The organism is Ruminococcus albus AD2013, assembly GCF_000526775.1.
GTDB lineage: Bacteria > Bacillota > Clostridia > Oscillospirales > Ruminococcaceae > Hominimerdicola > Hominimerdicola alba_A.
The window spans coordinates 2,497,697-2,523,374 of the sequence record NZ_JAGS01000001.1 but is presented as its reverse complement, the minus strand read 5'-3'; the positions used below and the strand labels follow the sequence as shown (position 1 = coordinate 2,523,374).

26 protein-coding genes are annotated in these 25,678 nt (G+C 46.5%); 14 read left to right on the top strand and 12 right to left on the bottom strand.

Annotated features, from left to right (window positions below; genetic code table 11):
* The first annotated feature begins 27 nt into the window (after positions 1 to 27).
* The 3 genes from N773_RS0111195 to N773_RS0111185 all read left to right on the top strand — a co-directional run bounded on the left by N773_RS0111195 (position 28) and on the right by N773_RS0111185 (position 2,833).
* A complete protein-coding gene (locus tag N773_RS0111195; protein WP_024857873.1) occupies positions 28 to 567 on the top strand; it encodes a dockerin type I repeat-containing protein in 540 nt (179 codons plus the stop codon).
* 69 nt (positions 568 to 636) lie between these two features.
* Complete coding sequence (locus N773_RS0111190) at positions 637 to 1,782, top strand: dockerin type I repeat-containing protein (RefSeq protein WP_024857872.1); 1,146 nt, start codon at positions 637 to 639, stop codon at positions 1,780 to 1,782.
* A 19-nt stretch (positions 1,783 to 1,801) separates the two neighbouring features.
* Positions 1,802 to 2,833, top strand: coding sequence for a transglutaminase domain-containing protein (locus N773_RS0111185; RefSeq protein ID WP_024857871.1), 1,032 nt, complete (start codon positions 1,802 to 1,804; stop codon positions 2,831 to 2,833).
* A gap of 56 nt (positions 2,834 to 2,889) precedes the next feature.
* Here N773_RS0111185 and N773_RS0111180 read toward each other — a convergent pair whose 3' ends face one another.
* From N773_RS0111180 to N773_RS0111165, 4 genes are all read right to left on the bottom strand, one after another.
* Positions 2,890 to 3,081, bottom strand: coding sequence for a hypothetical protein (locus N773_RS0111180; RefSeq protein WP_024857870.1), 192 nt, complete (start codon positions 3,079 to 3,081; stop codon positions 2,890 to 2,892).
* Positions 3,082 to 3,124: 43 nt separating this feature from the next.
* Positions 3,125 to 3,616 carry a YqeG family HAD IIIA-type phosphatase gene (locus N773_RS0111175; protein WP_024857869.1) on the bottom strand — a complete coding sequence of 164 codons (492 nt, stop codon included), beginning with the start codon at positions 3,614 to 3,616 and terminating at the stop codon, positions 3,125 to 3,127.
* 109 nt (positions 3,617 to 3,725) lie between these two features.
* Positions 3,726 to 3,893, bottom strand: a complete 168-nt coding sequence (locus N773_RS22630; RefSeq protein ID WP_196231635.1) for a hypothetical protein — start codon at positions 3,891 to 3,893, stop codon at positions 3,726 to 3,728.
* Positions 3,894 to 3,905: 12 nt separating this feature from the next.
* Positions 3,906 to 7,328: a DNA polymerase III subunit alpha gene (locus N773_RS0111165; RefSeq protein ID WP_024857868.1), complete on the bottom strand. Its 3,423-nt coding sequence runs from the start codon at positions 7,326 to 7,328 to the stop codon at positions 3,906 to 3,908.
* Between the two features lie 223 nt (positions 7,329 to 7,551).
* On the opposite strand from N773_RS0111165, the gene N773_RS21865 reads away from it, so the two are divergent.
* Together N773_RS21865 and cbiB are read left to right on the top strand one after the other, a co-directional pair.
* Positions 7,552 to 8,670 (top strand): ISAs1 family transposase, encoded by a 1,119-nt coding sequence (locus tag N773_RS21865; RefSeq protein ID WP_024856640.1) that lies wholly within the window; start codon positions 7,552 to 7,554, stop codon positions 8,668 to 8,670.
* A 124-nt stretch (positions 8,671 to 8,794) separates the two neighbouring features.
* The gene (cbiB, locus tag N773_RS0111155) at positions 8,795 to 9,784 is read left to right on the top strand and encodes an adenosylcobinamide-phosphate synthase CbiB (RefSeq protein WP_024857867.1); all 990 of its coding nucleotides are present in this window, start codon (positions 8,795 to 8,797) and stop codon (positions 9,782 to 9,784) included.
* Between the two features lie 90 nt (positions 9,785 to 9,874).
* Here cbiB and N773_RS0111150 read toward each other — a convergent pair whose 3' ends face one another.
* The 5 genes from N773_RS0111150 to guaB form a co-directional block, all read right to left on the bottom strand.
* Entirely contained in the window at positions 9,875 to 10,666 is a 792-nt protein-coding gene (locus N773_RS0111150; protein ID WP_024857866.1) for a putative ABC transporter permease, read from the bottom strand.
* 60 nt (positions 10,667 to 10,726) lie between these two features.
* Positions 10,727 to 10,993, bottom strand: coding sequence for a hypothetical protein (locus tag N773_RS0111145; RefSeq protein ID WP_024857865.1), 267 nt, complete (start codon positions 10,991 to 10,993; stop codon positions 10,727 to 10,729).
* A complete protein-coding gene (locus N773_RS0111140; protein ID WP_024857864.1) occupies positions 10,990 to 11,523 on the bottom strand; it encodes a GNAT family N-acetyltransferase in 534 nt (177 codons plus the stop codon). The genes N773_RS0111145 and N773_RS0111140 overlap by 4 nt, the downstream gene beginning before the upstream one ends.
* A 141-nt stretch (positions 11,524 to 11,664) precedes the next feature.
* Positions 11,665 to 12,174, bottom strand: coding sequence for a 2'-5' RNA ligase family protein (locus N773_RS0111130; RefSeq protein ID WP_024857863.1), 510 nt, complete (start codon positions 12,172 to 12,174; stop codon positions 11,665 to 11,667).
* 169 nt (positions 12,175 to 12,343) lie between these two features.
* On the bottom strand, positions 12,344 to 13,825 hold the full coding sequence (guaB, locus tag N773_RS0111125) for an IMP dehydrogenase (RefSeq protein WP_024857862.1): 1,482 nt from the start codon (positions 13,823 to 13,825) through the stop codon (positions 12,344 to 12,346).
* A gap of 337 nt (positions 13,826 to 14,162) precedes the next feature.
* Here guaB and N773_RS0111120 point away from each other — a divergent pair, with 337 nt between their 5' ends.
* The 9 genes from N773_RS0111120 (at position 14,163) to N773_RS0111080 (ending at position 22,883) form a co-directional block, all read left to right on the top strand.
* The gene (locus N773_RS0111120) at positions 14,163 to 15,050 is read left to right on the top strand and encodes a hypothetical protein (RefSeq protein ID WP_024857861.1); all 888 of its coding nucleotides are present in this window, start codon (positions 14,163 to 14,165) and stop codon (positions 15,048 to 15,050) included.
* Between the two features lie 71 nt (positions 15,051 to 15,121).
* A complete protein-coding gene (locus N773_RS0111115) occupies positions 15,122 to 16,039 on the top strand; it encodes a dockerin type I domain-containing protein (RefSeq protein WP_024857860.1) in 918 nt (305 codons plus the stop codon).
* 405 nt (positions 16,040 to 16,444) lie between these two features.
* Positions 16,445 to 17,203 carry a helix-turn-helix domain-containing protein gene (locus N773_RS0111110; protein WP_024857859.1) on the top strand — a complete coding sequence of 253 codons (759 nt, stop codon included), beginning with the start codon at positions 16,445 to 16,447 and terminating at the stop codon, positions 17,201 to 17,203.
* Between the two features lie 404 nt (positions 17,204 to 17,607).
* Positions 17,608 to 18,945 (top strand): NADP-specific glutamate dehydrogenase, encoded by a 1,338-nt coding sequence (gdhA, locus tag N773_RS0111105; protein ID WP_024857858.1) that lies wholly within the window; start codon positions 17,608 to 17,610, stop codon positions 18,943 to 18,945.
* A 15-nt stretch (positions 18,946 to 18,960) separates the two neighbouring features.
* Entirely contained in the window at positions 18,961 to 19,107 is a 147-nt protein-coding gene (locus tag N773_RS22625; protein WP_196231634.1) for a hypothetical protein, read from the top strand.
* A gap of 84 nt (positions 19,108 to 19,191) precedes the next feature.
* On the top strand, positions 19,192 to 20,319 hold the full coding sequence (locus N773_RS0111095) for an NAD(P) transhydrogenase subunit alpha (RefSeq protein WP_024857857.1): 1,128 nt from the start codon (positions 19,192 to 19,194) through the stop codon (positions 20,317 to 20,319).
* 59 nt (positions 20,320 to 20,378) lie between these two features.
* Entirely contained in the window at positions 20,379 to 20,687 is a 309-nt protein-coding gene (locus N773_RS0111090) for an NAD(P) transhydrogenase subunit alpha (protein ID WP_024855976.1), read from the top strand.
* A complete protein-coding gene (locus N773_RS0111085) occupies positions 20,684 to 22,114 on the top strand; it encodes an NAD(P)(+) transhydrogenase (Re/Si-specific) subunit beta (protein WP_024855975.1) in 1,431 nt (476 codons plus the stop codon). The genes N773_RS0111090 and N773_RS0111085 overlap by 4 nt, the downstream gene beginning before the upstream one ends.
* A gap of 43 nt (positions 22,115 to 22,157) precedes the next feature.
* Positions 22,158 to 22,883 (top strand): hypothetical protein, encoded by a 726-nt coding sequence (locus N773_RS0111080; RefSeq protein ID WP_024857856.1) that lies wholly within the window; start codon positions 22,158 to 22,160, stop codon positions 22,881 to 22,883.
* Positions 22,884 to 22,925: 42 nt separating this feature from the next.
* On the opposite strand, the gene atpC is transcribed toward N773_RS0111080, so the two are convergent.
* The 3 genes from atpC to atpG all read right to left on the bottom strand — a co-directional run bounded on the left by atpC (position 22,926) and on the right by atpG (position 25,674).
* Complete coding sequence (atpC, locus tag N773_RS0111075) at positions 22,926 to 23,330, bottom strand: ATP synthase F1 subunit epsilon (RefSeq protein WP_024857855.1); 405 nt, start codon at positions 23,328 to 23,330, stop codon at positions 22,926 to 22,928.
* A gap of 15 nt (positions 23,331 to 23,345) precedes the next feature.
* The gene (gene atpD, locus N773_RS0111070; RefSeq protein WP_024857854.1) at positions 23,346 to 24,752 is read right to left on the bottom strand and encodes a F0F1 ATP synthase subunit beta; all 1,407 of its coding nucleotides are present in this window, start codon (positions 24,750 to 24,752) and stop codon (positions 23,346 to 23,348) included.
* A 61-nt stretch (positions 24,753 to 24,813) separates the two neighbouring features.
* The gene (gene atpG, locus N773_RS0111065; protein WP_024857853.1) at positions 24,814 to 25,674 is read right to left on the bottom strand and encodes an ATP synthase F1 subunit gamma; all 861 of its coding nucleotides are present in this window, start codon (positions 25,672 to 25,674) and stop codon (positions 24,814 to 24,816) included.
* Positions 25,675 to 25,678 lie beyond the last annotated feature (4 nt).

Below are 25,678 nucleotides of genomic sequence, written 5' to 3'. Positions count from 1 at the left end.
GAGGGATATGCAAGGACAGCGCAGATATTGCTGAATTATTTTGATATCGACAACTATTTTGTTTCAGGTTGGTACAAAAATGAGCGTCACTGCTGGAACCTTATCCGAATGGATGACGGAATGACCTATTATGCTGATATACAGCTCGACGATAAGGAAAAAGAGCCTGCGGATTACAATTTCGCCTGCAGTAAGTATTTCGTAATGGACTCAGGTGTATTTTCAGCCACCCATACCGTCAACAGCAGAGGATCCGAAGATATCAGGTACTATCTGCCGCCTCTGCCGGATATAAGCGAAGTTCCTTATGCTAAGGATTCTTACCGTGCAAGATGGCTGAGGGGCGATGTAAGCTGGGACGAGAAGGTGAATGTAGCCGATATCACGCTGATAGCTGCCCATGTAAAGGGAAGAAAGATGCTGCCGGAAGACAAGCAGCTGGTCGCTGATATCAATAAAGACGGTAAAGTGAGTGTTGCCGATATATCTCTCACAGCCGCTCACGTAAAGGGCAGAAAGATCATTGCAGATAATGCAGAGGGTCTGATAGTAGTTAAAGTTGACTGATCACATTCTTACCGCACCTGCGTTTTTTTCAGTAAATGACATTCCCGACTCAGTAAGGAGAGAGTAGAAATGAAAATGAAGATAATTGCACTTGCCGCAGCAGCGGTAATGACACTGGATCCTGTCGCATGGGGCATAAGTGCCGCCGCAGCGGGTATACCTGCCGCTGAGGACAGCAGCAATTTTCTGATGGACTGCAGCAGCAGGGCAGGCTATGAATATCTGGGTACTATGGAAAACGGCGCGGCACTGCAGGCGGCCTACGACAGTATGTGCAAAGCAGCTGCAGAGCTCTGGTTAGATACCGACAGAAACCTTGGCAAGATATCGGTATATCACACCTATGCCTCTATTCCCTATGGTGATCTCGATTATGATACTGTCGGTATTGTCTACCTGACTTTCAGAAACGATTTTCCCCTTTATTATTTTACTGATTGTATGATGGCAGGGGATAAGACAAATTTTTATCTGATATCCGACAGCAGCTATGCACAGGGCAGAACAAGGGCAAAAGCTCAGCAGGATATAATGGATTATATCATAAGTGTAGCCGATAAAGCCGAAGACGCAGACTCGGTTTATGAAAAAGCAAAGATAGTACATGATACTATAAATGAAGATCTGGAATTTGCACGTGACACATACGGTGCTCCTTCGCGTGATGCCTGGGCACACAATGTTCTTGGTGCCTGCCAGAACGGCAAGGGCGTTTGTGAATGCTATGCAAGGGTATATCAGGCTGTGCTGAACTATCTTGATATCGATAATTATATCGTTTCGGGAATAGCAGAAGGCGGCGACCATGCATGGAACGCTGTAAGAATGGACGATGGCAAATGCTATTATGTTGACTGCACCTGGGACGATGTGCTGGAGACCGATTTCTACTTTGCAAAGGGCGAAAACACCATGAGCAAAGACCATACAGTAGATGTACCGACCGAAGATCCCATGAGGTTCTTTATTGAACTTCAGGATATCTCTGAAACTGATTACGACATCTCGAAGTTAACAAAGTCCAGAGCAAAGGGTGATGTCAACGGCGACGGGTTTATCAATATTACCGATATCACAATTACCGCTGCAAGTATAAAAGGTTTGAAGAAACTCAATGAAGAAAACTTTAAATATGCCGATATGAATAGTGATGGCAAAGTGAATATCACTGACCTAACAAAGATAGCAGCCATTGTTAAAGGCAAGGCAAAATAGAAAGACAGGAGAATAAAAGATGAGAAGAAGCAAAACGATAGCAATACTGGCGGCAGCGCTCATGCTGGGCAGTTGTTCGGAAACACCTGAAAAAGCAGAAAACAGTTTGGCAGAGGAAAGCACTGCTGAAACAACAGCAGCCACCGCCAAGGCAGATGACACTCCGACCTCCGATGAGGATACCACCGGTGATGAGGAAGACACTCTCTATGACTGGACACCGATATCACAGGCGTATCTTGCAGGCGACCCCTCCGGTCTGGATGATATACAGACAGAGATATACAAGAGGGCATCGTATGTTATCGATGAAGTTATCACCGACGGCATGGACGATTACGCCAAGGAACTTGCGATACACGATTTTATCGTGCAGAACGTTACCTATGATATAAATATGCTCGGTATATTTGAAGACCATGGTGAGCACGCAGCCGACCCCTACGGCGCACTTGTTGACGGCAAATGCATATGCAGCGGGTATACCACTACTTTCAATATGTTCATGGATATGCTGGAGATACCCTGTACTTCGACACTTGCCGCTGCTGATGATAATGAGGCACACGCATGGAACATGGTTCAGATAAACGGTCATTGGTATTATATGGATGTCACCTGGGACGACCCTATACCCGATAAAGATGGCAGACCCGAGCAGCACAAGTATTTCAATACCTCCAAGGAGATAATGGCTGACCGACATCTCTGGGACAGCAGCAGCGACCCTGTATGCGATACCGATGAGGACAGTTATGCCGCACATGAACTTTTGACAGTAAAATCCACAGAGGATATAGTAAATGCCATGGAATCTGCATTTAATAAGCGTTCCATGAATGTGTATATCATTCCCGAAGATACTGAGGGCTGGTCGCTTGAAAAAGCCGACAGCTCAGAGAAGTATCTCACTGCATCACAGATAGGCGGAGATATGCTAAAAAATGCACAGAAAGAGTTCTCAAAAAAACACGGCAGCTGCATATGCCAATGGCAGCGCATACAGATAGGCGATAAGGTAGCCGCCGCAGGATATATGTTTGTATTCTGATAAAATAAGAAAGCCCGTGCGCAGTGCACGGGCTTTTGCTGTCCGAGGTCATAAGATCATGCTTCATCCTTGTTGGTTGCAACTTTGATGGAAATAACGTGAGACAGATTGAGATATACCGATTCTGTGCCTTTTTCAACAACTATCCATTCGTTTGAGATATCTCTCAGCACATAATTGCGGTACTCACCGTCATTGGTAGCAAAGTTGCACTTAACACCTATAAGTTCTCTGAAAAAATCACTCATGTTACATACCTCCGTTTATTTATTCGGTCATTCCGACCGTAAGTTACTTACTCAGCTTCGGCAAAAACGGTTTCTCGCAGGCTCTCTTGAACCTGAAAGGCAGGCTTTCTTCGGGCTTGATGGGAAATACAAAGAAAGAGCGAATCCCCTTGAGGTTTGAACCCATTATATCCGTGAATATCTGGTCACCCACGGCGGCTACCTCGCTTTTTTTCAGCCCCAGGCGTTTTATTGCTCTGCTGTAACCGAAAGTCAGGGGCTTAGCGCCCTCGCACTCAAAGTCGATACCCAGCTGCTGAGCAAAGGGCGTTACTCTCGGTGCATGGTTGTTGGATACTATCATAAGCTTTACACCGTTCTGCTTCATAAGCTCTATCCAATCAAGGCTTGACTGCGGCACCACAGGATTGTTGTGTGTGGTCAACGTGTTGTCAAGATCGAGCAGAAGCCCTTTTATACCATGCTTTTTAAGAAAATCCGGAGTAATATCCTTTACCTTGTCGAAAACAAATGTCGGTTTGAAAAAAAATATCATAAATCCACCTTAGTTTTTTATCTTATAAAGATATTATACCATAACAACAAACAAAAGTAAAGACATCTGAAACAAATTATTTCATATGTCATATTTGCAGAAGGTACTTTTATCCCTCAACGCTGTATTCAAAATTCTCCCAGCGGAGTACCATGCCCTCATCTGTTTCATCGGGCAGAAGCGCCATTGCAACGAGGATATCCTCGCCTGTTTCTGTGTTTGTAAGATGAGCGTAATCGCCGTCTATCCTTGCTACTTTGTATATTATAGGTCCCATAGTTTTCTCTCCTTATCCGAATGCTGTGTTGCCCTCGCCGACTATCTCGGTGAGTTCGTTCATTATCCTGTCGTTTATGCGTATCCTGCGGGCGCCCTTTATGGCGGTTCGGCGGTTCAGGTCTGAAAAATAGACCGTCAGACCGGTGCCGCTCTCGCTGGCATATTTATGTGCCGCCGCACTTAACGCTTCAAGCCGAGGCTTGTCCCTTGAATCCAGCCGCAGACATATCCCTCTGCCAAGTGCCTGTGTTACAAATCTTTCTCCCGTTTCCACAAGGTCAGCCATTATCTTCGGTGGCTCGTCGTCTTTGACCGAGACTTTGCCCCTTACGTGGAGAACGGCGTTCTCGCTTATCAGCTTGCCTGTCGCAAGGTATACTTTCGGGAATACAACCATTTCTATCTCGCCTGTTTTGTCCTCGCAGGCGGCAAAGCACATCATATCTCCCTTTTTAGTGGTAAAAGCGCGTTTCTTCGTCACCATGACGAGTATATCCGCGGTCTTGCCCTCGCCGCTCGGTCCCGCATCAAGTATAGTCCTCACTGCTGTAAATCCCGCCGCTTTTGCAAAGGGTTCGCAGGGGTCTATGGGGTGGGCTGAAAGATACATTCCCAGCGCTTCATGCTCAAAAGCGAGTAGTTCTTCAGATGAAAACTCCTCTGCATCTATGATGGGCTTCTCAAGACTGCTTCCTGCGGTACCGCCGCCGAAAAAGTCCAGCTGCCCCTCCAGTCTGTCATTTGCCGACCTGCTGAGGTCACCAAGTATCACTTCGCAGTTTATCAGCTTTTCATGCCTGTTCAGCGGCAGAGAATCCATCGCCCCCGCTTTTATCAGTGCTTCAGCTGTCTTGGTGTGGATATCTCTGCCCTGCATACGTCGGCAGAAGTCCTGCAGGCTGACAAAGTCTCCACCCAGCGACCTCTCCCTTATAATCGAAGCGATGGAATTGCTTCCCAGACCCTTTATCCCCAGAAGTCCGAAACGTATGGAATCGCCTTCTCCTGCGAAACCGCTCATACTTCTGTTGATATCGGGCGGAAGTACTGCCACACCCCGCTTTTTAACGGCTGAAATATAACCGTAGAGCTTCTCAGTGCTTTCATTTATGGCATCTGTCATCAGCGATGAAAAATACTCCTTAAAGAAGTGACATTTCAGATAAGCCGTCCTGTAAGCAACAGTAGCGTAAGCCGCCGCGTGGGATTTGTTGAAAGCGTAGCTTGCAAAGCTTGTCATTTCATCGAATATCTCGTTGGCGGTCTTTTCGGGAACACCGTTTGCCACCGCGCCGCAGACATCATCATCGCCCCATATGAAAGCTTTGCGCTCGTTTTCAAGCACATCTGCCTTTTTCTTTGACATAGCTCGCCTTACAAGGTCAGCTCTTGCGAAAGAGTATCCCGCCAGCGAGCGGAATATCTGCATGACCTGTTCCTGATAAACTATACAGCCGTAGGTGACTTCCAGTATCGGTTTCAGCATGGGGTGCTTGTAGCTCACGAGTTTTGGGTCATGACGACAGCGGATATAGTTTGGTATCGAATCCATAGGTCCCGGACGGTACAGCGAAAGCACCGCGATGAGGTCTTCTATACCGGATGGACGAAGCTTCATGATAGTAGCCGTCATACCTCCTGATTCAAACTGGAAAACGCCCTCAGTCTCACCGCGGGAGAGCATATCATATACCGCTTTGTCGTCCAGCGGGATATGCTCGATATCAAAATCGGGGTGAGTCTTTTTTATCTCGTCACAGCAGTGCTTTATTATCGTGAGGTTGCTAAGCCCAAGAAAATCTATTTTCAGAAGTCCCAGCCGTTCAAGTACCGTCATGGTGTACTGGGTCGATACAGCGCCGTCGCGGGCGTACAGCGGCACATAGAAATCAACGGATTCTTTCGTTATAACTACACCTGCCGCATGGGTGGATACATTTCTTGGCATACCCTCGATGAGTATGGCGGTGTCGATTATTTTCCTGAGCTTCATATCGCTGTTGTACATATCTCTCAGCTCGGGTATCTTTTCCACCGAAACACTAAGCGCCATTGAACGCGGCGCGGCTTTTGCAAGCCTGTCACCTGTGGCATAGGGCTCGCCCATAGTCCTTGCAACATCGCGGAGCGCCTGTTTTGCGCCCAACGTACCGAAGGTCGCTATCTGTGCAACATGGTCGGCACCGTATTTTTCAACAACGTAATCTATGACCCTCTGTCTGCCCTCAACGCAGAAGTCGATATCAAAGTCGGGCATGGTGACTCTTTCGGGGTTGAGGAAACGCTCGAACAGCAGGTCGTATTTCAGCGGGTCGATATCGGTTATGCCGATACAGTAAGCGCAAAGGCTTCCCGCGCCCGAACCTCTTCCGGGACCAACAGGGATATCGTGGCTTTTGGCATAGTTTATGAAATCCCAGACTATCAGGTAGTAGTCGGTATAGCCCATGCCGTTTATGACGGAAAGCTCGTATTCCATCCGTTCAATGGCTTCTTGTGAGGGCTCGCCGTAGCGCCTGTAAAGCCCCTCACGGCACATATTGCGTAGGTATTCTGCGTTGTCATTTACTCCCTCAATTCCAAAGTAAGGCAGTACCGTGCTTCCGAATTTTATTTCAACGTTGCACCTATCCGCAATGCGGACGGTGTTCAGCATAGCTTCCGGCAGGGCGGGGAAAAGTTCAGCCATCTCATCGGCTGACTTAACATAGAACTCGTCGCTTGCAAAAGATATTGCGGGGTCATCAGTGGTGGTGGCGGTTGATATGCACATCAGCACCTGCTGTGCCTGAGAATCCTCACGCCTCAGATAGTGGCAGTCATTGGTAAGGCAGAGGGGTATGCCTGTTTCGTCAGCGAGACGTATCAGCGAGGGCATTACCCTTTGCTCGACAGGGTCGCGGTGTTTCTGTATCTCAATGAAATAGTTATTTTCACCGAAGATATCGCTGTAGAGTTTGGCAGTTTCCACAGCGCCTTTGTAGTTGCCGTTGGTTATCTTCCGTGCAAGCTCTCCTGCTATGCACCCCGAAAGGCATATCAGACCATCGTGGTACTTTCTCAAAAGTTCAAGGTCTATTCGTGGTCGGCTGTAAAAGCCCTCGGTGTAGCCCAGTGATACCAGCTTTATCAGATTGCGGTAGCCTGTTTCGTTCTCGCAGAGGAGTATCAGATGATAGGGCTTGCCTCCACGGTGATCCTTATCCTCATGGCTGCCCTGAGCCACGTATACCTCACAGCCCAGTATGGGTTTTATCCCCGCGGCTTTCATTGTATTATAGAATTCTATCTCCGCGAACATATTGCCGTGGTCTGTGACTGCACAGGCAGTCTGCCCCACTTCTTTAAGACGTGCGGCAAGCCTGTCGATTCGGCAGGCGCCGTCAAGCAGTGAATATTCGCTGTGCAGATGAAGATGAACGAAATCGGGCAAGGGGAGTCCTCCTTTGGTATGGCTGTTTGATATTATCAGTATATCTTTTATATTATAGCACATTTGTCCGCATTTGCCAATAGGTCTATGAGTTATTTCAGATCATGAATTCTCAAAAAGCACGGAAATCAATTTTCAAAAAATCAGGTTTCAAAAGTTACATTTATATTTCAGATTGTACAAATTACTGGACAGAGCACCTGGAAAATGATATAATATAGGCATGAATAATGGAATAACCGAGTATTTTGAAGATATTGAATTATATGAGGAATATGACGGCTATTTTTGCAGTATCCCCGATATCATTACAATAGCAATTCTTGGAAGTATCTGTGGACTTAGAAACATTCATCAGATTCATCAATGGGCGACAAATGACAGAGTAAGCGAATTCTTAAAGGAGAAATTCGGAATCGATCATGTCCCTTGCTATTATTGGATATTGAGCCTGCTGAAATATGTCAAGCCCGAATCGCTCAACCGCTGTTTTGCGGATTGGGTCTATTCATTTATGCCCGAAAAGTCCAAAAGTATGACGATCTCTCTTGACGGGAAAACTGTTTGTTCGACACTTAAAATGAGTAAGATCGAAAGTCCTCTGCACATCATCAGCGCACAGGTATGCGAACTTGGATTGACCCTGGCACAACGCAGCACGGACGATAAAAGCAACGAGATACCTGCGGTGCAGGAGCTTCTGAAAGAACTGAAAATAAAGGGTAATATAGTTGTTGCGGATGCACTGAACTGTCAGAAAGAAACTGCTGAGATTATCGTAAAACAAAAGGCAGATTATCTGCTTTGCGTTAAGGATAATCACCCAAATTTGAAGAAAGATATCGAGGATTATGTGCAGGACAGTTCTCTCAGAGACACTATGCAAACAGTTTCAAGAACGGAGAAAAACCGTGGCAGAGTTGAAACAAGGACAGCGTATGTAACAACAGATATCAACTGGCTGGAACAGAAAAAAGAGTGGAAAAATCTGAAGTGCATAGGAGCCATTCATACTGAATTTGCAACGAAAAAAGGCACTTCGAGCGAATGGCACTATTACCTTTCAAGCCGCGAAATGACAGCGGAACAGCTCCTTCATCATGCAAGAATGGAATGGTCAGTTGAGTCAATGCACTGGCTGCTTGATGTTCATTTTGAAGAAGATTGGTGCAGAGTCGAAAACAAAGACGTTCAGCAATGCCTGAATATGTTCAGAAAAGCTGCGATAAATTTAATCAAGAACTTTAAAAATCGGAACAATTCTAAAGCCGCCATATCCAAACTTATGTTTGAATGTCTTATGGAGCCGCTGATGATTTCGAGGGTGATTTTTGAAAATTGATTTCCGTGCTCAAAAAGCTTCGGGGCTTTACAATTGCAGTGTTTTATGTTATAATATTTATATATGACAAAACTTAGCTTTTGCTGTCGGTAAAAAGACGGCATATTATGGGAGAAAAAAGTTTATGATGATAATGAATTCATTGTGTGCGCTTGCGCTTGGGTTTTCACTGGACATGATACTGGGAGACCCCAATAACAGTTTTTATCCTGCCGAGCTTGTCAGGCGCATGGTGAAAAAGCTGGAGGTAATACTTAAAAATGCGTATCTGGATTCACCCGATGCACAGAATATGGCGGGGATAATGCTGGTAGTCATGACACTGCTGATATGCATGGGCACAAGTCTGGCATTCCTTCTGCTTTGCTATAAGCTGAATGTGATAGTAGGTATCATAGCAGAGGGTCTGCTTTGCTGGATGTCTATCTCGGGCAAAGCAATGAGACGTGGGCTGATGGGCGTTTTCCGTGCACTGAGGACCAACAATGCCGATGGTGCCCGCAGACATCTCAGAAATATCACCGACCGTGATATCGCAGGTATGGACGCTTCGGAATGTGCTAAATGTGCAGTTGAAACGGCTTCGGAAAATGCGGTGGATATGCTGGTAGGTCCCATGTTCTGGGCGTGCCTTTTCGGCGGACCGGGCGCGGTGTTCTGTCGTGTAGTAAACATAATGGACAACACTGTGGGATTCAGGGACAAGGAACATCTGCACTTCGGACGTGTGGCAGCAAAGCTTGATGATATAGTAATGTTCATACCCGCAAGGCTTGCAGCAGCTTTTATGCGCTGGGACGCAGCTTTCCTCAGATTGGACAAGAAAAATGCTCAAGAGATATATCTCAGAGATAAAAAGCGTTCTGCCAGCCCCAATTCGGGCTGTACTATGGCGGTTGCCGCAGGTGCGCTGGATATACAGCTTGGCGGCGATGAAGTCAGGAACGGTGTGCTTACAAGACGTCAGCGCATAGGCGATGCACTTCATCCTGTTTCGGCAGGCGACGTTTTCTGGGTAAATCAGCTAGTCACAGGTGCAGGCGCAGCAGCTATGCTTTTTGCAGCGGTGATGCGCGTTGCGGCTTACATACTGACGACACAGCTGATAAAGTAGTTTTTATGTATAGATCCTGAATGACTTATCAGTGAATAATACAACACCCCTGAGTGTTTTACGACACTCAGGGGTGATTTTTATGTGTTATTATTTTCGCTTTATCTTGTCGATGTTTTCGCGGATATTGCCTTTTATATTCTCGCGGATATTTCCAACACTGAGTTTCTCGCGGAATTCCCTGTACCTTTCAAGGCTGTTATGAAGTGTATCGGAAAATCTCAGGGGAACGAAGAAATGAGCTCTTCCCAAGGTTTTTTCACGGAAGGATACTATCTGTGCACGAAGTTCGTCTATCTTGACGATGATATTATGTTCACGCGCAAATTCTGCGATGTTCACCATGTTATTCAGCGATATAGCCAGATCGATGAGGAACACGCCGTAATAAAGACCGACGAAGAAAGTGAATTGCAGGTTATTTATCAGCATATCCACCGTGCGGGTTATGGGCGGGTCGAGGAATAAGCAGTAGCCCAGACTCAGCAGCAGCCAGAAAAAGCTGTACATCGGGCAGATTATGCCTTTTATATTGCCCCAGAACTGCGTATAATCCCAAAGCATTATCTTCAGCTTGACAATGAATATCAGTCCCGTGAAGTATTCCAGGGCGGTTATACAGGCTGCCATGATGACGAACAGCACAGCCTTCCTTGTGTAGTTATCGTCTATAGGTATAAACTGTTCTATTTGCCGCAGCCAGAACAAAAGCAGCAGTGCAAATCCATAAAGCGGGAGATAAGGTCCCGTCAGAAATCCCGGATTGAGCCATTTTCGCTCAACGTTAACGGGGTCGAAAAATTTTCGGTAGAAAAATTCCAGCACCCAGCCTATCATGCTGCCAAGGGCAAACAGGTAAGCGGTCTGTATGAAAGGCAGCATAAGCTTCCTCCTTAGTAAATGTCAAGTTTGTATATAGTTCTTGTGAAATATCAGGGTCATTTACAGGGTCTTGTTTTTCCATTCTTCGCGCCTTTTGTATTCCTCAAAACGCTGTGCTTCCTCATATTCCTCGCGTATCTCCTGACGGTCGCTGTGACTGAAGGACGGTATGGAGGCAAAGAATAGAACGATAAAGGATACGATCACAAGTATGATCGTCAAAGGTTTGCCTATTTTATCCGAAAATACCGCAGTGGGTATTATTATCGCCAGAAAGATCAGAGTGCAGATCACCCATTTTTTGACGATAGCTTTTGTTTTAGTCATGTTGTAATTCCTTTCAGCTTTTCCCATTCACTGCGTGTTATAGCGCAGGCGTAGGATATCTTGTTTTTTTCATCGGGGTATTCCTTGATCTTTTTCATGCCGTTTGCTATGGCAGTCTTATATGACGGAACATTTGTATATTTCATATAAGAATAAAGGGTATTATATGTGGTGTTTGTAAAAGCCCAGTCGCGGACAGCCTGCGCAGCTTCTTTGCCAAGACCTCTGCGCCAGTACTTTTTATGCACATGGTAGCCTATCTCTGGAAGTTCTTCGCCGTCGATATTCTGTAGAGTAATACCGCAGTCACCGATGAACTCGCCTGTTTCTTTAAGTATCAGCGCCCACAGACCGAAACCGTACTTTGCATAGTTCTTGATATTCCACTCTATCCAGCCCCTGACCCTGTCTTCGTCAAAAGGCTTGGGATAGTGCGTCATAGTTTCCTCATCTGAGAGTATCTCATAAAGCGCATCGAAGTCATCGGGGGTATATTCTCTGAGTATAAGTCTTTTAGTTTCAATCATCATATCAGTCAAGTATATGTATTATAAGTTTAATAAGTGGTTTTAATACCGTACTTTTTGCATACTGCGGATAAAACACGATAAGCAAGATTATCAGTCCTGTTATGATAAATGCTATGATTATAGGCGCAATACTTGTTTTTTTCAATCTTGTCCACCTCTTATTGCTTTCAGCCCGACTGTAAGTATATGCCTTGTCGGGAAAAACTCATACATATGAAGCGAAATGACCTTGCCGCCGAACGCTTTAAACTCCTGCATAACAGCGGGGAGCGCCTTGTATATTACCTCGGGTGAATCTATCAGAAAAGTTGTGTGTGCTGTCCAGTTTTTGCTGTCACCGAATTTTTCTTTAAGGGCAAGCACATCATGGTTTACATCGGGCGCGGCAAACAGCACATTTGCTCCGTCGAATATACCGACATGGTTGAAAGTCACATCAAAAGGTGCAGTGCTTTCAGCTGTGGATGTAACAAGCTTCTTTAGTTTTTCCTCCATATCTGTCGGGAAAGACCCTAGCGTCATATGCATAGGTATACCCTTTGTATGCACTCCCGAAAATCCCTGTGCATAGAGTTTTTCCTGTATACCTGAAAGATACTCTTCCGTTTGGCTGTCATATCCCGCAAGTACATAAAGCGCTTTGTTTTCCACAGAAGACACCTCTTCTCAAACAACTAACAAGTTGTTAACGTATGTATAATATTTTACTCTATTTTTCGATATATGTCAAGGAAAAATAAACGCTCCGTTCTTGGTGATATTGCCTATTGTAACAAAAATAAGGCAGGGACGATCGCCCTGCCTTGTGTATTTGTTTGAATTACATACCTGAGGTTGCAGAGTAGTTGGGAGCTTCCTTGGTGATGTAGATATCGTGAGGATGGCTCTCCTTCAGACCTGCACCTGTTATACGGATGAACTTAGCCTTTTCGCCGAGTTCTGGAACAGTGTGACAGCCACAGTAGCCCATACCTGCTCTGATACCGCCTACCAGCTGGAAGATGGTATCGGAAACGGGACCCTTGTAAGCAACACGACCCTCAACGCCCTCGGGAACCAGCTTCTTGGAGTTGGTCTGGAAATATCTGTCCTTGGAACCCTTAGCCATAGCAGCCATGGAGCCCATGCCTCTGTATACCTTGAACTGTCTGCCCTGATAGATCTCGGTCTCACCGGGAGCTTCATCGCAGCCTGCCAGCAGTGAGCCAAGCATTACAACGCTTGCACCTGCAGCCAGTGCCTTTACGATATCGCCTGAATACTTGATACCGCCGTCAGCGATAACGGGGATACCATACTCGGCAGCTGCACAAGCAGCATCATATACAGCAGTTATCTGGGGAACGCCGATACCTGCTACAACTCTTGTTGTACAGATAGATCCGGGACCTATGCCGACCTTGATAGCGTCAGCGCCTGCTTCACACAGAGCCTTTGCAGCTTCTGCGGTAGCAACGTTGCCTGCGATAACGGGAATGTTCGGGAAGTTAGCTTTCAGCTTCTTCAGGCATTCGATAACGTTCTTGGAATGACCGTGAGCGGAATCCAGTGCAAGTATATCTACCTGTGCATCGATAAGAGCACCTGCTCTTTCGAGAATATCCTGTGTCATGCCGACAGTAGCGCCGCAGAGCAGTCTGCCCTTTGCATCTCTTGCAGAATTAGGATACTGTACAGCTTTTTCGATATCCTTTATAGTGATAAGACCCTTGAGGTGACCCTCGTTGTCAACGAGAGGCAGCTTTTCGATCTTATGCTGCATGAGTATCTTCTTTGCACCGTCGAGGTCTGTATCAACAGGAGCGGTAACAAGGTTCTCTCTTGTCATGACCTTGCCGATCTTTATGGAAAAATCAGTGATGAATCGCAGATCACGGTTTGTGAGTATACCCTCCAGCTTGCCGTTCTCATCAACTATCGGAACACCAGATATCTTGTACTTGCCCATGAGCACATCTGCTTCTTCAACGGTCCTGTCAGCTGTCAGGGAGAAAGGATTAACGATAACGCCGTTCTCGGAACGCTTTACCTTGTCAACTTCTTCTGCCTGCTGAGCGATGGTCATATTCTTGTGGATTATGCCTATGCCGCCTTCACGGGCGATAGCTATAGCCATCTTGGACTCTGTTACAGTGTCCATAGCAGAGGTCATGATAGGTGTGTTAAGGACGATGTCCTTGGTAAGATGGGTGTGTAAGTCCACCATGTCAGGTGTACAATCGCTCTCTCCGGGGATAAGGAGAACATCGTCGAAGGTGAGACCTTCTTTTCCGAACTTGCTGTTTGCGTTAGTATCGAGCATAACATTACCTCCCACATTGTAATTCGATCTAAAATATTTACTTATAATATCATATAATGATACACGATTTTCATTGATTTGTCAACAGAAAATTTGCAAAATAAATATTAATTTCACACCGTCGGGTAAACATCATTTTTCTTATATCCAAAGCGGATATCCGTCTTTTGTGAATATGCTTTAAAAGGCGGTTTTTCGGGAAATTTGTGCGACACTTCCAAAATCGATGCGTTAATTTCTACATATAAGATATCCTTTTGGGTATAGTCAAATTTTCGGATATCGGTTATAATTATTGTATATTAAATTATTCACAAAAAGATAGGAGATGTATTGTATGAAATTAACATATTTATTTGCGGTCACAGCGGCACTTATCCTAGCAGGGTGCGGTTCGATGACAGAGCGCCCTGCGGACAGTAATTCTGCTTCCGGAGACGTAAAGAATCAGTCTGCAACTGATACCGAGGACAGCGCGGAAGAGGAAGCTTCCGAAGTCACAGCCGACAGCAGTGAAGTTATATCGGAAAGCAGTCTTGCGGAAGAAAGCAGCGAAGTTACCGAAAGTAAATCGGATACTTCCGAGGAGAGCAAAGCTGACGGCAAGGTTGGTCTGTTTAGCGGAGGACTTGACGATGACGGCAGAGGTCCCGATGAGAACCACTTCGGTTTGGAGGTTGGATTTGCTCCGGGAATATGGTGGTCTTTCTGTGACAGCGGCGACAGATACTATGAATTCTCCACAGACGGTACAGGAATGAGAGCGTATCAGGCAGACGGCTTCAAAGAAGGATTCACATATTCTATGGAGGATGGCTGTGCAGTGTTCAGCTTTGCAGGCTACGCAGAAGGAGTTTCCGAAAATACCCGCGCAAAAGCCGAGGAACGCGGTGACGGTGCTGTGCTCACCTTTGATAATGATGGACATACCGAGGAACTTGTGTACATGGGCAATATCACTTTTGACGAGTTCACATTCTATAATAATGAAGAGCTTGAAGATATGGCGCGGGAATACTACAGGCAGCACAACGATACAGGGTATATTCCCGAATTCTGCGATATACTCAAGCCTGAAACGGGTAATGATATAGTCATACACCTTTTTGATATCGAGGGCAATCACACAGCTACGGTTAACTGGTATTATATCGACCGTTTTACAGGAAAAGGCAAGGATATGATGGATAATGAGATAGACCTGACAACAGCAGGAAAGGGCTGATATCAGGTTGACAATATCGACATATAGGTGTATAATGGATTAAATCGTTTCTATTACTGGAGGTCTTATCCATGAACAAATTTATCAGAAGCGCAGTTTCGCTGATATGCGCAGGTGCTGCGGCAGCGTGTACAATAACATCTGTTATGGCGGATAAAGTTTCAAACGTCAGGGGAGATGTAAACGGGGACGGTGTGGTAAATGTTACGGATGTGGCCAAAATCGCCGCTCATGTGAAAGGTAAAAAAATCCTCACGGGTGACAGCCTGAAAAATGCGGACGTTAATTTCGATGGCAGTGTGAATATTACCGATATTACTCGCATCGCGGCATTTGTAAAGGGCAAGAAAAAGCTGCCCTCCGATCCTGATTCCGCTGATGAGAGATTCAATGGGTATGATGCATACCTGATCTTTGCTGACGGGAGTATGAACTGGGGCAACTGGAACGGTCAGGGGCACCCCGGAGCAGCTTCGTACGGCGTAGATGCCGATGTTACCGGCAATGGTGTTTACACTGTGAGCATAACGAGGGATAGTATAACTTCCGTAGACGACATGGGCAAGAATCCTTCGCTTATATATTCTACTGATGGTTCAAAAGGCAGTTATCTGCCCTGGGCTAATGGCTGTTCTATAATGTGTGTTGATATCACAGGTCTGCTGGACGGTACTCTTGCGGCTGACGGAAGCAATCTGGAAGGTTTCCTTGAAGAAGGTCAGAACCCCAATATCAATAAACGTGTAAAGGGTAAGTACAGGGGCGATGAGATAAAGGTGGAGGTAAAAAGCATCAAGGTCGATGATGAAGAGCTGTGGTTCGATCCGAACAAGGTACGTTACGGAAATCTGGATGAAGAGGATAATTGCTATCGGATCGAGATAGCTAACCTTTTGTACGGTGATGCAGGTGACGTGGCGATAAATGTAAACAATTTCTATTTTTCTGATAAGCTCAGTGTTACATTCAGCATATATGGTATAGATTGACACCCTGAGAAGATCGGCAACGTTTATTAAAGCAATTTGATAGTTGACATAGATCAACATATCGTAAAAGTAATGTAAAAAGTCGGAATTGTAGGGTATTTTACTAAACGACGGTATGTTATAATTAAGGTGCAAAACTTAAAATGTATGCAAAGGTGCAGAAAGTCCTTGTATAAGGGGCTTTCTGCTTTTTTTTTGCCAAATTATGGGCAGAGGATATGCTGTGTAAATTTGCGGCATAGGTCTGCTATCCACGAATATTCCGATAAAGCACTTGAAGTTTCAGACAACTTGGTACGGAAGTCATTGACAAATATCGTTTTATTGTGGTATATTATAGGACAAGCAAAGGCGCTGTGATGTAGGATTACAGCGTCTTTATTTTTTAGCGGGAGGTGGAAAAATATGGGTAGACTTTACAAGGTACTGATAGTAGACAACAATCTGGGAACATTCGACAGGCTAAAAAAAATGCCTGTATGGCAGGAAAACGGCTTTGAGATATTCAGCAAGACCTCTGACAGCGAGAATGCGCCCGAGATGTGTCTTAAAAACAATATCGATCTGCTCGTTTGCTTCAACCGTTTGCCCGCTATTTCAGCAGAATCTGTAATAAGCACTGTGAAGACGGTGTCTCCCGGCACATTCTGTCTGGCGGTCAGCCCTTTCGATGACTCGGAGAATATGCGTAAATGCTTTCTTCTGGGTGTTATCGACTATATCACCGAACCTGTGAGCGAGATAAGGCTGGGTGAAGCCCTGGCGAGAGTATCCGAGCGCATAGGCGACAGTTTTGTAACAGGAGAGTATGACCTTACCGTGGAAGAGTTTATGGCGGAGTATTCATCAAAGGACGCGAAATTCTCAGAGAGGATAAGAGAGTTCCTTCTGCTTTCGGAGAAGACAACTGTTACTACCGAGAATGCCGCAGATCATTTCGGATTCAATAAGGACTATTTCGGCAGGCTTTTCAAGCAGAAAATGGGCATGACTTTCGGGGATTTCTATAAGAAATTCCGTATAAAGTACGCTGAAAAGCTTCTGCTTTCGGGCAGGTATAAGGTGTATGAGGTAAGCTCGATGCTGGGCTTTTCATCGGTGGATTACTTTACCACCGTGTTCAAGAAGCTTACGGGAAAAACGCCCTCTGAACTGAAAAGATGATATCTCAGGTCGGCTTTATGTTGTGATATGTATGATTTTTATGGTATCAGATATCGGAAATATATGGTATAGTTAAAATTGCGGATATCTGCTCAGTCGGTATCAAAGCCGATATTTAACATGGCTCAATTCCCATCTTATCTTAAATAAACGGAAACAAGGGCGGATCCTGTGATCTACCCTTTGTTTTCGTATATAGCGGATATGGGCGCTGTGATAACTATCGGGATATTGATGGCAAAAGTCTGATTTTTATAGGATATGATAAATTGACTTTTTACCTCAAATACTGTACACTAAAAGACAGTTAAGGCAATGGCGCCGATCGACTGCTCTTTTAGGGCGGTTTATTCGTCATTGCTTTTTATTTTTATGTAAAAATATCATCAGGAGGTATTAGCGCAATGTCATCGTATGTAGAAGAAATAATTGAGCAGGTCATCAAGCAGAACCCTGCAGAGCCCGAGTTCCATCAGGCTGTAAGAGAGGTGCTGGAGTCCATTAAGGTAGTTGTGGATGCTAACGAGGAGAAGTTCAGAAGAGATGGTCTTCTGGAGAGACTTGTTAACCCTGAGAGACAGATCAAGTTCAGAGTTCCGTGGGTTGACGACAAGGGCAACGTACAGGTAAACACAGGCTACCGTGTACAGTTCAACTCTGCTATCGGTCCTTACAAGGGCGGCCTGAGACTTCACCCTTCTGTAAACCTGGGTATCATCAAGTTCCTGGGCTTTGAGCAGATCTTCAAGAACAGCCTTACAGGTCTTCCTATCGGCGGCGGCAAGGGCGGTTCCGACTTCGACCCCAAGGGTAAGTCCGACAGAGAAGTTATGGCATTCTGCCAGGCTTTCATGACTGAGCTCTGCAAGTACATCGGCGCTGATACAGACGTTCCCGCAGGTGATATCGGTACAGGTGCCCGTGAGATCGGCTATATGTTCGGTCAGTACAAGAAGATCAGAGGTCTGTTCGATGGCGTTCTGACAGGTAAAGGTCTGAGCTACGGCGGTTCTCTGGCAAGAACAGAGGCTACAGGTTACGGTCTGCTTTATCTGACTGAGGAGCTCCTCAAGACTCATGGTCAGGATATTGCAGGCAAGACAGTAGTAGTTTCCGGTGCTGGTAACGTTGCTATCTACGCTATCCAGAAGGCTCAGCAGCTGGGCGCTAAGGTAGTTACCTGCTCTGATTCCACAGGCTGGGTATATGATCCCGATGGTATCGATGTAGCAGCTCTGAAGGAGATCAAGGAAGTTAAGCGTGAGAGACTCACCGAATACAAGAAGTATCGTCCTAATTCCGAGTATCACGAGGGCAAGGGCGTTTGGAGAATCAAGTGTGACGTTGCACTGCCTTGCGCAACTCAGAACGAGCTGGATATCGAAGATGCTCTCACACTGGTCGAGAATGGCGTTACAGCTGTATGCGAGGGCGCAAATATGCCTACTACCGAGGAAGCTACCAAGTACTTCCAGAAGAACGGCGTACTCTTTGTTCCCGGTAAGGCAGCTAACGCTGGCGGCGTTGCTACTTCCGCACTTGAGATGTCTCAGAACAGCGAGCGTCTGAGCTGGACATTCGATGAGGTTGACGCTAAGCTGAAGAACATCATGGTAAACCTCTTCCACAACATCGACGATGCTGCTAAGAAGTACGGCTTCGAGGGCAACTATGTTGTTGGCGCTAACATTGCAGGTTTCGAGAAGGTTCTCGATGCAATGAACGCACAGGGTATTGTATAATCAGGAGTTGAAAGCATGAATATTTCCGAAAGGATAGGTTTTCTGCCGATAGTACCTTTCGAGGACAAGCACCCCGATATGCTTATCGCGCAGTATGAACCCAATGCAGCTGAGAATTTCAGCTGCGGCGAATATTCTATGAATACTGAATGTTGGGATTGACCTTCATCATGGCACGGCAGCACCGTTTTTCGATGCTGCCTAGTGCTGTTTACGGAAATATCATTCTTTGAAAGGAGAAGTTAGATGAAGAAAATACTAGTCTGCCGAGAGACAGACCCGAGAGAGACGCGTGTAGCGCTGATCCCCGATGACATCAAGCGGCTCATATCGATGGGCTACGAAGTAAAAGTGACCCGCGGAGCGGGAGAAAAAAGCGGCTTCAATGATGAGGCATATGAGAAAGCAGGCGCTGTTCTTGTATCCTCAAACGAAGCAGGATACGAGGGCAGCGAAATTATTCTGAGGATAATGAAGCCCGAAAGCATACAGGGCGTACCCTCCGGTGCTCTCCACCTCAGTTATCTCGATCCCTTCAATGAGAAGGAACTCCTGAACGAATTCGCAAAATCAGGCGTACAGGCAGTTTCTCTGGAAATGATACCCAGAACTACCCTCGCCCAGAAAATGGACGTACAGTCCTCACAGACCTCCCTTGCAGGTTATACAGCAGTCGTTAACGCAGCTGCTAAACTGCCTAAAATACTGCCTATGATGGTAACACCTTCAGGTACTATCCAGCCCGCAAGAGTGTTCATCATCGGTGTCGGCGTTGCAGGTCTTCAGGCAATCGCAACAGCTAAGCGTCTCGGTGCTAGAGTTGACGCTTTCGATACTCGTCCCGTTGTTGAAGAACAGGTAAAATCCCTGGGTGCATCTTTCGTAAAGATAGACCTGGGTGAAATGGGACAGACCGATCAGGGCTACGCTAAGGAACTTACCCCCGAGCAGATAGCTAAACAGCAGGAAGCTCAGGCTAAGGTATGCGAAAGAAGCGATATCGTTATAACTACCGCTAAGGTATTCGGAAGAAAGGCTCCCCGCCTTATCGGCAAGGACGTCCTTGACCGCATGAAGAAGGGCGCTGTGGTTGTGGATATGGCTGTTTCAACAGGCGGTAACGTTGAAGGCTCAAAGCTCTTCGAAGATGTTGTTACCGAAAACGGCGTTACCATCATGTGCGGCGATATGCTGGAAAGACAGGTACCCTATGATGCATCAAAGATGCTCTCGGGTAACTTCTATGCGTTCTTGACTCACTTCTATGATAAGGAGAGCAAGGAGCTCGTAGTTAACCTCGAGGACGAGATAATGCGCGGCTGCCTGCTCACACAGGGCGGAAAGATAATCCATGAGCGCTTCAAGAATAACTAAGTCTTAAAGCAAATGAATCGGAAAATGTTTTCTTTAAATTGATCAGGAGGTAAAGTAAAATGGCGACAGGCGAAATTCTTTTGCTGGTATTCGTGTTCGTTATCGCAGGATTTCTGGGCGTAGAGCTTATCTCGAAAGTCCCCTCGCAGCTGCATACACCACTTATGTCGGGTACAAACGCTATCTCGGGCATCACTATCGTCGGTGCGATTTCTGCTACAGCAGTTGCACTTCAGACAGATGGTATGCTCAGCAATATCTGCGGATTCGCAGCGATAGTTCTGGCAACTATAAACGTTATCGGCGGCTATCTGGTAACAGACAGAATGCTTGGTATGTTCAAGAAAAAAGGGGAGGATAAGAAGTGAATTTTGAAAATATCCGCACCGTCTGCACGACAGTGCTTTATATGGTATCCTCTGTACTGTTTATAAGAGGCATCAAGCTTCTGGGTAAAGCAGACACAGCACGTAAGGGCAACCTTATGTCTTCTGTAGGTATGCTTATAGCAGTAGTTACCGTGCTTTTCGAGAAACAGGTAACAGATACGCTCACAAACGGACCTGCAAGCAACGCTTATATCTGGGGCGTTGCGGCAATAGCACTGGGAAGCATCATCGGTGCTGTATGGGCTAAGAAAGTTGAAATGACAGGTATGCCTCAGCTGGTAGCTCTGTTCAACGGCTTCGGCGGTCTTTCAAGCTTACTGGTGGCACTTACACAGTACATGACCGACGAGAATATAAACACATTCTCTTCCATCGCACTGGGACTTACAGTAGCTATAGGTGCGATAGCATTCACAGGCTCCATAGTTGCATGGGGCAAGCTGAGCGGCAAGATGTTCAAGAAGAACGTAACTATCCCTGCCAAGAACGCTATAAACGGTCTGCTGGCAGCAGTCGGACTTGTGGGCGTTGTTATCTACGCTCTGAGCATCGCAGAAGTTCTTGATGCAAGTGTTGGTACAATCGGTATCATCATCGTAACAGCAGCTTACCTGATCCTGGGCTTCACAATGGTCGTAGCAATCGGCGGCGGCGATATGCCTGTTATCATCTCACTGCTGAACGCTTTCTCGGGACTTGCAGCTGCATTCGCAGGTCTGTCCATCTCGAACAGTGTGCTGGTAGTTTCCGGTTGTCTGGTAGGTACATCCGGACTTATCCTGACCCTCATCATGTGCAAGGCTATGAACAGAACTCTGTACGCACTGCTTTTCAGCAGCTTCGGCGCTGCCAAGAAGGGAGCGGCAGGCGAGCAGAAAGAGCCCAAGTCAATGTCTGTTGAGGACGCTTATCTTATCCTTGAAGCTGCAAGCAGTGTAGTATTCATTCCCGGTTACGGTATGGCAGTTGCACAGGCACAGCACGCAGTTAAGGAACTCTGCGACAAGCTTGAAGCAAACGGTGCAGAAGTAAACTTTGCTATCCACCCCGTTGCAGGACGTATGCCGGGTCATATGAACGTACTTCTTGCTGAGGCAAACGTACCTTACGAGCAGCTGAAGACCGCTGACGAGATGAATCCCCAGATGTCCAACACTGACGTTGCCATCGTTATCGGTGCTAACGACGTTGTTAACCCCTCCGCTATAAATGACGAGAGCTCTCCTCTTTACGGCATGCCCATCATCAACGCATTCGAGGCAAGAACTGTTTTCGTTCTCAAGCGTGGTAAGGGCACAGGCTTCTCGGGTGTTGAGAACCCTCTGTTCACCAACGACAACACTGTTATGATCTACGGTGATGCTAAGAATACTGTAGCTCAGCTGGTCAGTGAGTTTGAGGAATAATCCGAATGGGGACTGCAAAGTCCCCATTTTTTGAGGTGATAAAATGAAGTATCGCGTTAATGATACGCTGACACTTTGCAAGGGCAGGACTGTTTTCATAGAAAAAGACCTGACGGAATCGGGAAAAAAATTTGATACGTCCGATGTTGATCTCGTAATACGAAACGCTATCGTTATAGGAGCGGATAGTGTTTATATAGCTGATATCGCCATAACTGACGGCAGAATATCTGCCATAGGTGGGGCTGATGATAAGGCTTGCAGGCAGATAGATGCCGCGGGGCTTGTCCTTACTGCAGGCAGAGTTCGCACCGTAAGTGGCGGGCTGGATCCATATATGCTGGAAGAACTGCTGTTTTCAGGTGTTTCTACGCTGACATTTGATTCACGTCCCAGTGATAATGATATAAAGATGATGCTGGAACACCCCTTGAACTACTGCGTATTTTTTGACGGAAAACAGCATGATACCGATGCACTTTTGCATCATGTAGGAGATGTGGCTGCTGGCAGGATAGCGGATTTGTTTCTCTGGAAGTGTGAGAGATTCAACATCGCGCCGGAAAAGATAATCAAGTATGGAAGATGTATCTATGACAGAAGTCTTACTGATCGCAAAGATGTTATCTACGCACTTTCATATGATACTTCACACAGACCCGTAAGATCGGCTTCAGTTTTCTTCACCTCACATAACGACGTAAATGGCTACTTTGGCGGACTTTATAAGACCGAACATACCATGATCGAACTTGATACAAACAAATGACAAACAAAATCGGGAATGCAGCTGCACTCCCGATTTTGTTTTTTATTTCTTTCCAGCCACCGATATACGGTTGACTGCTCTTTTCAGCTGTCTTTCCGCAAGGTCGAATTCGGTTCGGCTAGTCTCGGCTTTGAGCTGTTTTTCAGCCCTTTCTTTTGAACGCTCGGCACGGGCTACATCTATCTCGTCCGACCATTCTATCGCCGATGTCAGCACAGTGACAAAGCTGTCCTCGGATACCTTTACTATGCCGTCTGATATCGCAGCACTGCGGAAATTTCCGTCTGCTTTTATTTTCAGCTCGGAAGGCACTATGCTTGCCACATAAGGCGCATGACCTCTCATTATGCCTACGTAGCCCGAAGTGGTCTTAGCCACCAGCTGTTCGGCATCGCCCTCAAAGAATATCTTCTCGGGGGTCAGTACTCTCAATTTGAAAACTGCCATAGTTTCCGCCTTTCGTTAGTTTTCTTCTGCTGACTTCTTAGCTTTTTCCACAGCTTCATCGATAGAGCCTACGAACAGGAATGCGCTCTCGGGCAGGTCATCATGCTTGCCCTCGATTATCTCCTTGAATCCGCGTATAGTCTCTTTCAGAGGAACGTACTTGCCCTGATAGCCTGTGAACTGTTCAGCAACGAAGAAAGGCTGTGACAGGAAACGCTGTATCTTTCTTGCACGGGATACGGTCAGCTTATCCTCATCGGAAAGTTCGTCCATACCCATGATAGCGATGATATCCTGGAGTTCAACATATCTCTGGAGTATCGACTGTACCTGTCTTGCCACCTGATAGTGCTCATTGCCAACTATCTCAGGGGTGAGTATACGCGATGTTGACTCCAGCGGGTCAACTGCGGGGAAGATACCCAGTGATGCTATGTTTCTCGAGAGAACTGTAGTAGCGTCCAGATGTGCGAAAGTAGTAGCAGGTGCGGGGTCTGTAAGGTCGTCCGCAGGTACATATACAGCCTGTACAGAAGTGATAGAACCCTTATTTGTCGAAGTTATACGCTCCTGCAGAGCGCCCATCTCGGTTGCCAGGGTAGGCTGATAACCAACGGCTGAAGGCATACGTCCGAGCAGTGCCGAAACCTCAGAACCTGCCTGTGTAAATCTGAATATATTATCGATGAACAGCAGTACGTCCTGACCTTCAACGTCACGGAAATACTCTGCCATAGTCAGTCCCGAAAGACCAACTCTCATTCTTGCTCCGGGTGGTTCGTTCATCTGACCGTAAACGAGAACGGTCTTGTCGATAACGCCCGACTCTTTCATTTCCCAGTAAAGGTCGTTACCCTCACGGGTACGCTCGCCAACGCCTGTAAATACGGAGATACCGCCGTGCTGATTGGCTACGTTGTTTATAAGTTCCTGAATAAGAACCGTCTTGCCGACACCTGCACCGCCGAACAGACCTATCTTACCGCCTTTGAGGTAAGGTGCGATAAGGTCGATTACCTTGATGCCTGTTTCCAGTATCTCGTTTGCGGCAGTCTGCTCCTCATAGGAGGGCGGCTCGCGGTGTATCTCCCAGCGCTCAGCTGTTTCGGGGGCGGGCTGATTGTCAACAGGGTCGCCCAGCAGATTGAACATTCTCGAAAGTGTCTCTCTGCCTACGGGTACGGATATAGCTCTGCCTGTATCCACAGCATCAACGCCTCTTACAAGACCGTCTGTTGAGGACATAGCGATACATCTTACAACGTCGTCGCCGATATGCTGTGCGACCTCGACCACCAGCTTGGTGCCGTTATTGTCTATCTCAAGCGCATTTAGAAGGTTCGGCATATGTTCTTTGTCAAAGCGAACGTCAACGACCGCTCCGACTATCTGCACGACCTTGCCTATGTTAGTGCTTTCCATTACTGACTTCCTTTCCTATCCATTATCTGTATGATACAGGCAATGGATCATGAATTGTGAATCACGAATTATCGTTCAGGCTAGCCGAGCTTATCTCGGTTATCTCCTGTGTTATCTGTGCCTGTCTTGCGCGGTTGTACAGCAGTGACAGCTTGTCGATCATCTCGCTTGCGTTGTCGCTTGCGGATTCCATAGCCGTCCTTCTCGCAGCCTGCTCGGAAGCGAAGCTGTCAACTATCGCAGAATAAAGCATTCCGCCCATATATTCGGGTATCAGGCTGTCGAAAACCTCTTCGGGAGAGGGGTCGTATATTGTCATGGGATGCTTCTTGCCAAGGTATTCCAGGTTTTCCACAGGCAGTATCCTCAGATGCTGAGGTTCCTGTGTCATTACCGATACAAAGGTGGTGTATACCAGTTCTACCGCATCGAAATCGCCAAGCTTGAACTTCTCGATGACCTTGTTTGCTATCATCATAGCGTCTAAAAGCTCGATACCCTCTGCTATCTGGGGAAAGCCGTCTATCAGCTTGTATTCACGCTTTTCAAAGTATTCAACAGCCTTTTTTCCGATAGCCATTATCATGGCTTCACCGCCGCTTTCGGTTATCGCATCAGCCTTGGCTTTTGCCAGCTTCAGCACATTTGAGTTGAAACCGCCCGCAAGACCTCTGTCACCCGCGATGACTATAAGCAGCACCGAATTCTTGAACTTTTTCTTGGTGAACACCGAGGTGAACTCGTGGTCGCGGGAGATATCCGCCATCACCTGAAAAACGCCCTCAAAGAACGGGTGTACCGCTTCGGCTCTCTCCTTGGCTTTCCTCATCTTCGAGGACGCCACCAGCTGCATAGCCTTGGTTATCTGCATGGTGCTTTCCACGCTTTTTATACGGCGCTTAACGTCCTTCATGTTAGCCATAAGC

Coding starts and splice junctions, on each gene's coding strand:
- N773_RS0111120 (WP_024857861.1), top strand. CDS start 14,163: ATGAAATTAACATATTTATTTGCGGTCACAGCGGCACTTATCCTAGCA.
- N773_RS0111145 (WP_024857865.1), bottom strand. CDS start 10,993: ATGACTAAAACAAAAGCTATCGTCAAAAAATGGGTGATCTGCACTCTG.
- atpC (WP_024857855.1), bottom strand. CDS start 23,330: ATGGCAGTTTTCAAATTGAGAGTACTGACCCCCGAGAAGATATTCTTT.
- N773_RS0111080 (WP_024857856.1), top strand. CDS start 22,158: ATGAAGTATCGCGTTAATGATACGCTGACACTTTGCAAGGGCAGGACT.
- N773_RS22630 (WP_196231635.1), bottom strand. CDS start 3,893: ATGGGACCTATAATATACAAAGTAGCAAGGATAGACGGCGATTACGCT.
- N773_RS22625 (WP_196231634.1), top strand. CDS start 18,961: ATGAATATTTCCGAAAGGATAGGTTTTCTGCCGATAGTACCTTTCGAG.
- N773_RS0111115 (WP_024857860.1), top strand. CDS start 15,122: ATGAACAAATTTATCAGAAGCGCAGTTTCGCTGATATGCGCAGGTGCT.
- N773_RS0111140 (WP_024857864.1), bottom strand. CDS start 11,523: ATGATGATTGAAACTAAAAGACTTATACTCAGAGAATATACCCCCGAT.
- guaB (WP_024857862.1), bottom strand. CDS start 13,825: ATGCTCGATACTAACGCAAACAGCAAGTTCGGAAAAGAAGGTCTCACC.
- atpD (WP_024857854.1), bottom strand. CDS start 24,752: ATGGAAAGCACTAACATAGGCAAGGTCGTGCAGATAGTCGGAGCGGTC.
- N773_RS0111190 (WP_024857872.1), top strand. CDS start 637: ATGAAAATGAAGATAATTGCACTTGCCGCAGCAGCGGTAATGACACTG.
- N773_RS0111150 (WP_024857866.1), bottom strand. CDS start 10,666: ATGCTGCCTTTCATACAGACCGCTTACCTGTTTGCCCTTGGCAGCATG.
- N773_RS0111185 (WP_024857871.1), top strand. CDS start 1,802: ATGAGAAGAAGCAAAACGATAGCAATACTGGCGGCAGCGCTCATGCTG.
- N773_RS0111175 (WP_024857869.1), bottom strand. CDS start 3,616: ATGATATTTTTTTTCAAACCGACATTTGTTTTCGACAAGGTAAAGGAT.
- gdhA (WP_024857858.1), top strand. CDS start 17,608: ATGTCATCGTATGTAGAAGAAATAATTGAGCAGGTCATCAAGCAGAAC.
- cbiB (WP_024857867.1), top strand. CDS start 8,795: ATGATGATAATGAATTCATTGTGTGCGCTTGCGCTTGGGTTTTCACTG.
- N773_RS0111095 (WP_024857857.1), top strand. CDS start 19,192: ATGAAGAAAATACTAGTCTGCCGAGAGACAGACCCGAGAGAGACGCGT.
- N773_RS21865 (WP_024856640.1), top strand. CDS start 7,552: ATGAATAATGGAATAACCGAGTATTTTGAAGATATTGAATTATATGAG.
- atpG (WP_024857853.1), bottom strand. CDS start 25,674: ATGGCTAACATGAAGGACGTTAAGCGCCGTATAAAAAGCGTGGAAAGC.
- N773_RS0111110 (WP_024857859.1), top strand. CDS start 16,445: ATGGGTAGACTTTACAAGGTACTGATAGTAGACAACAATCTGGGAACA.
- N773_RS0111090 (WP_024855976.1), top strand. CDS start 20,379: ATGGCGACAGGCGAAATTCTTTTGCTGGTATTCGTGTTCGTTATCGCA.
- N773_RS0111180 (WP_024857870.1), bottom strand. CDS start 3,081: ATGAGTGATTTTTTCAGAGAACTTATAGGTGTTAAGTGCAACTTTGCT.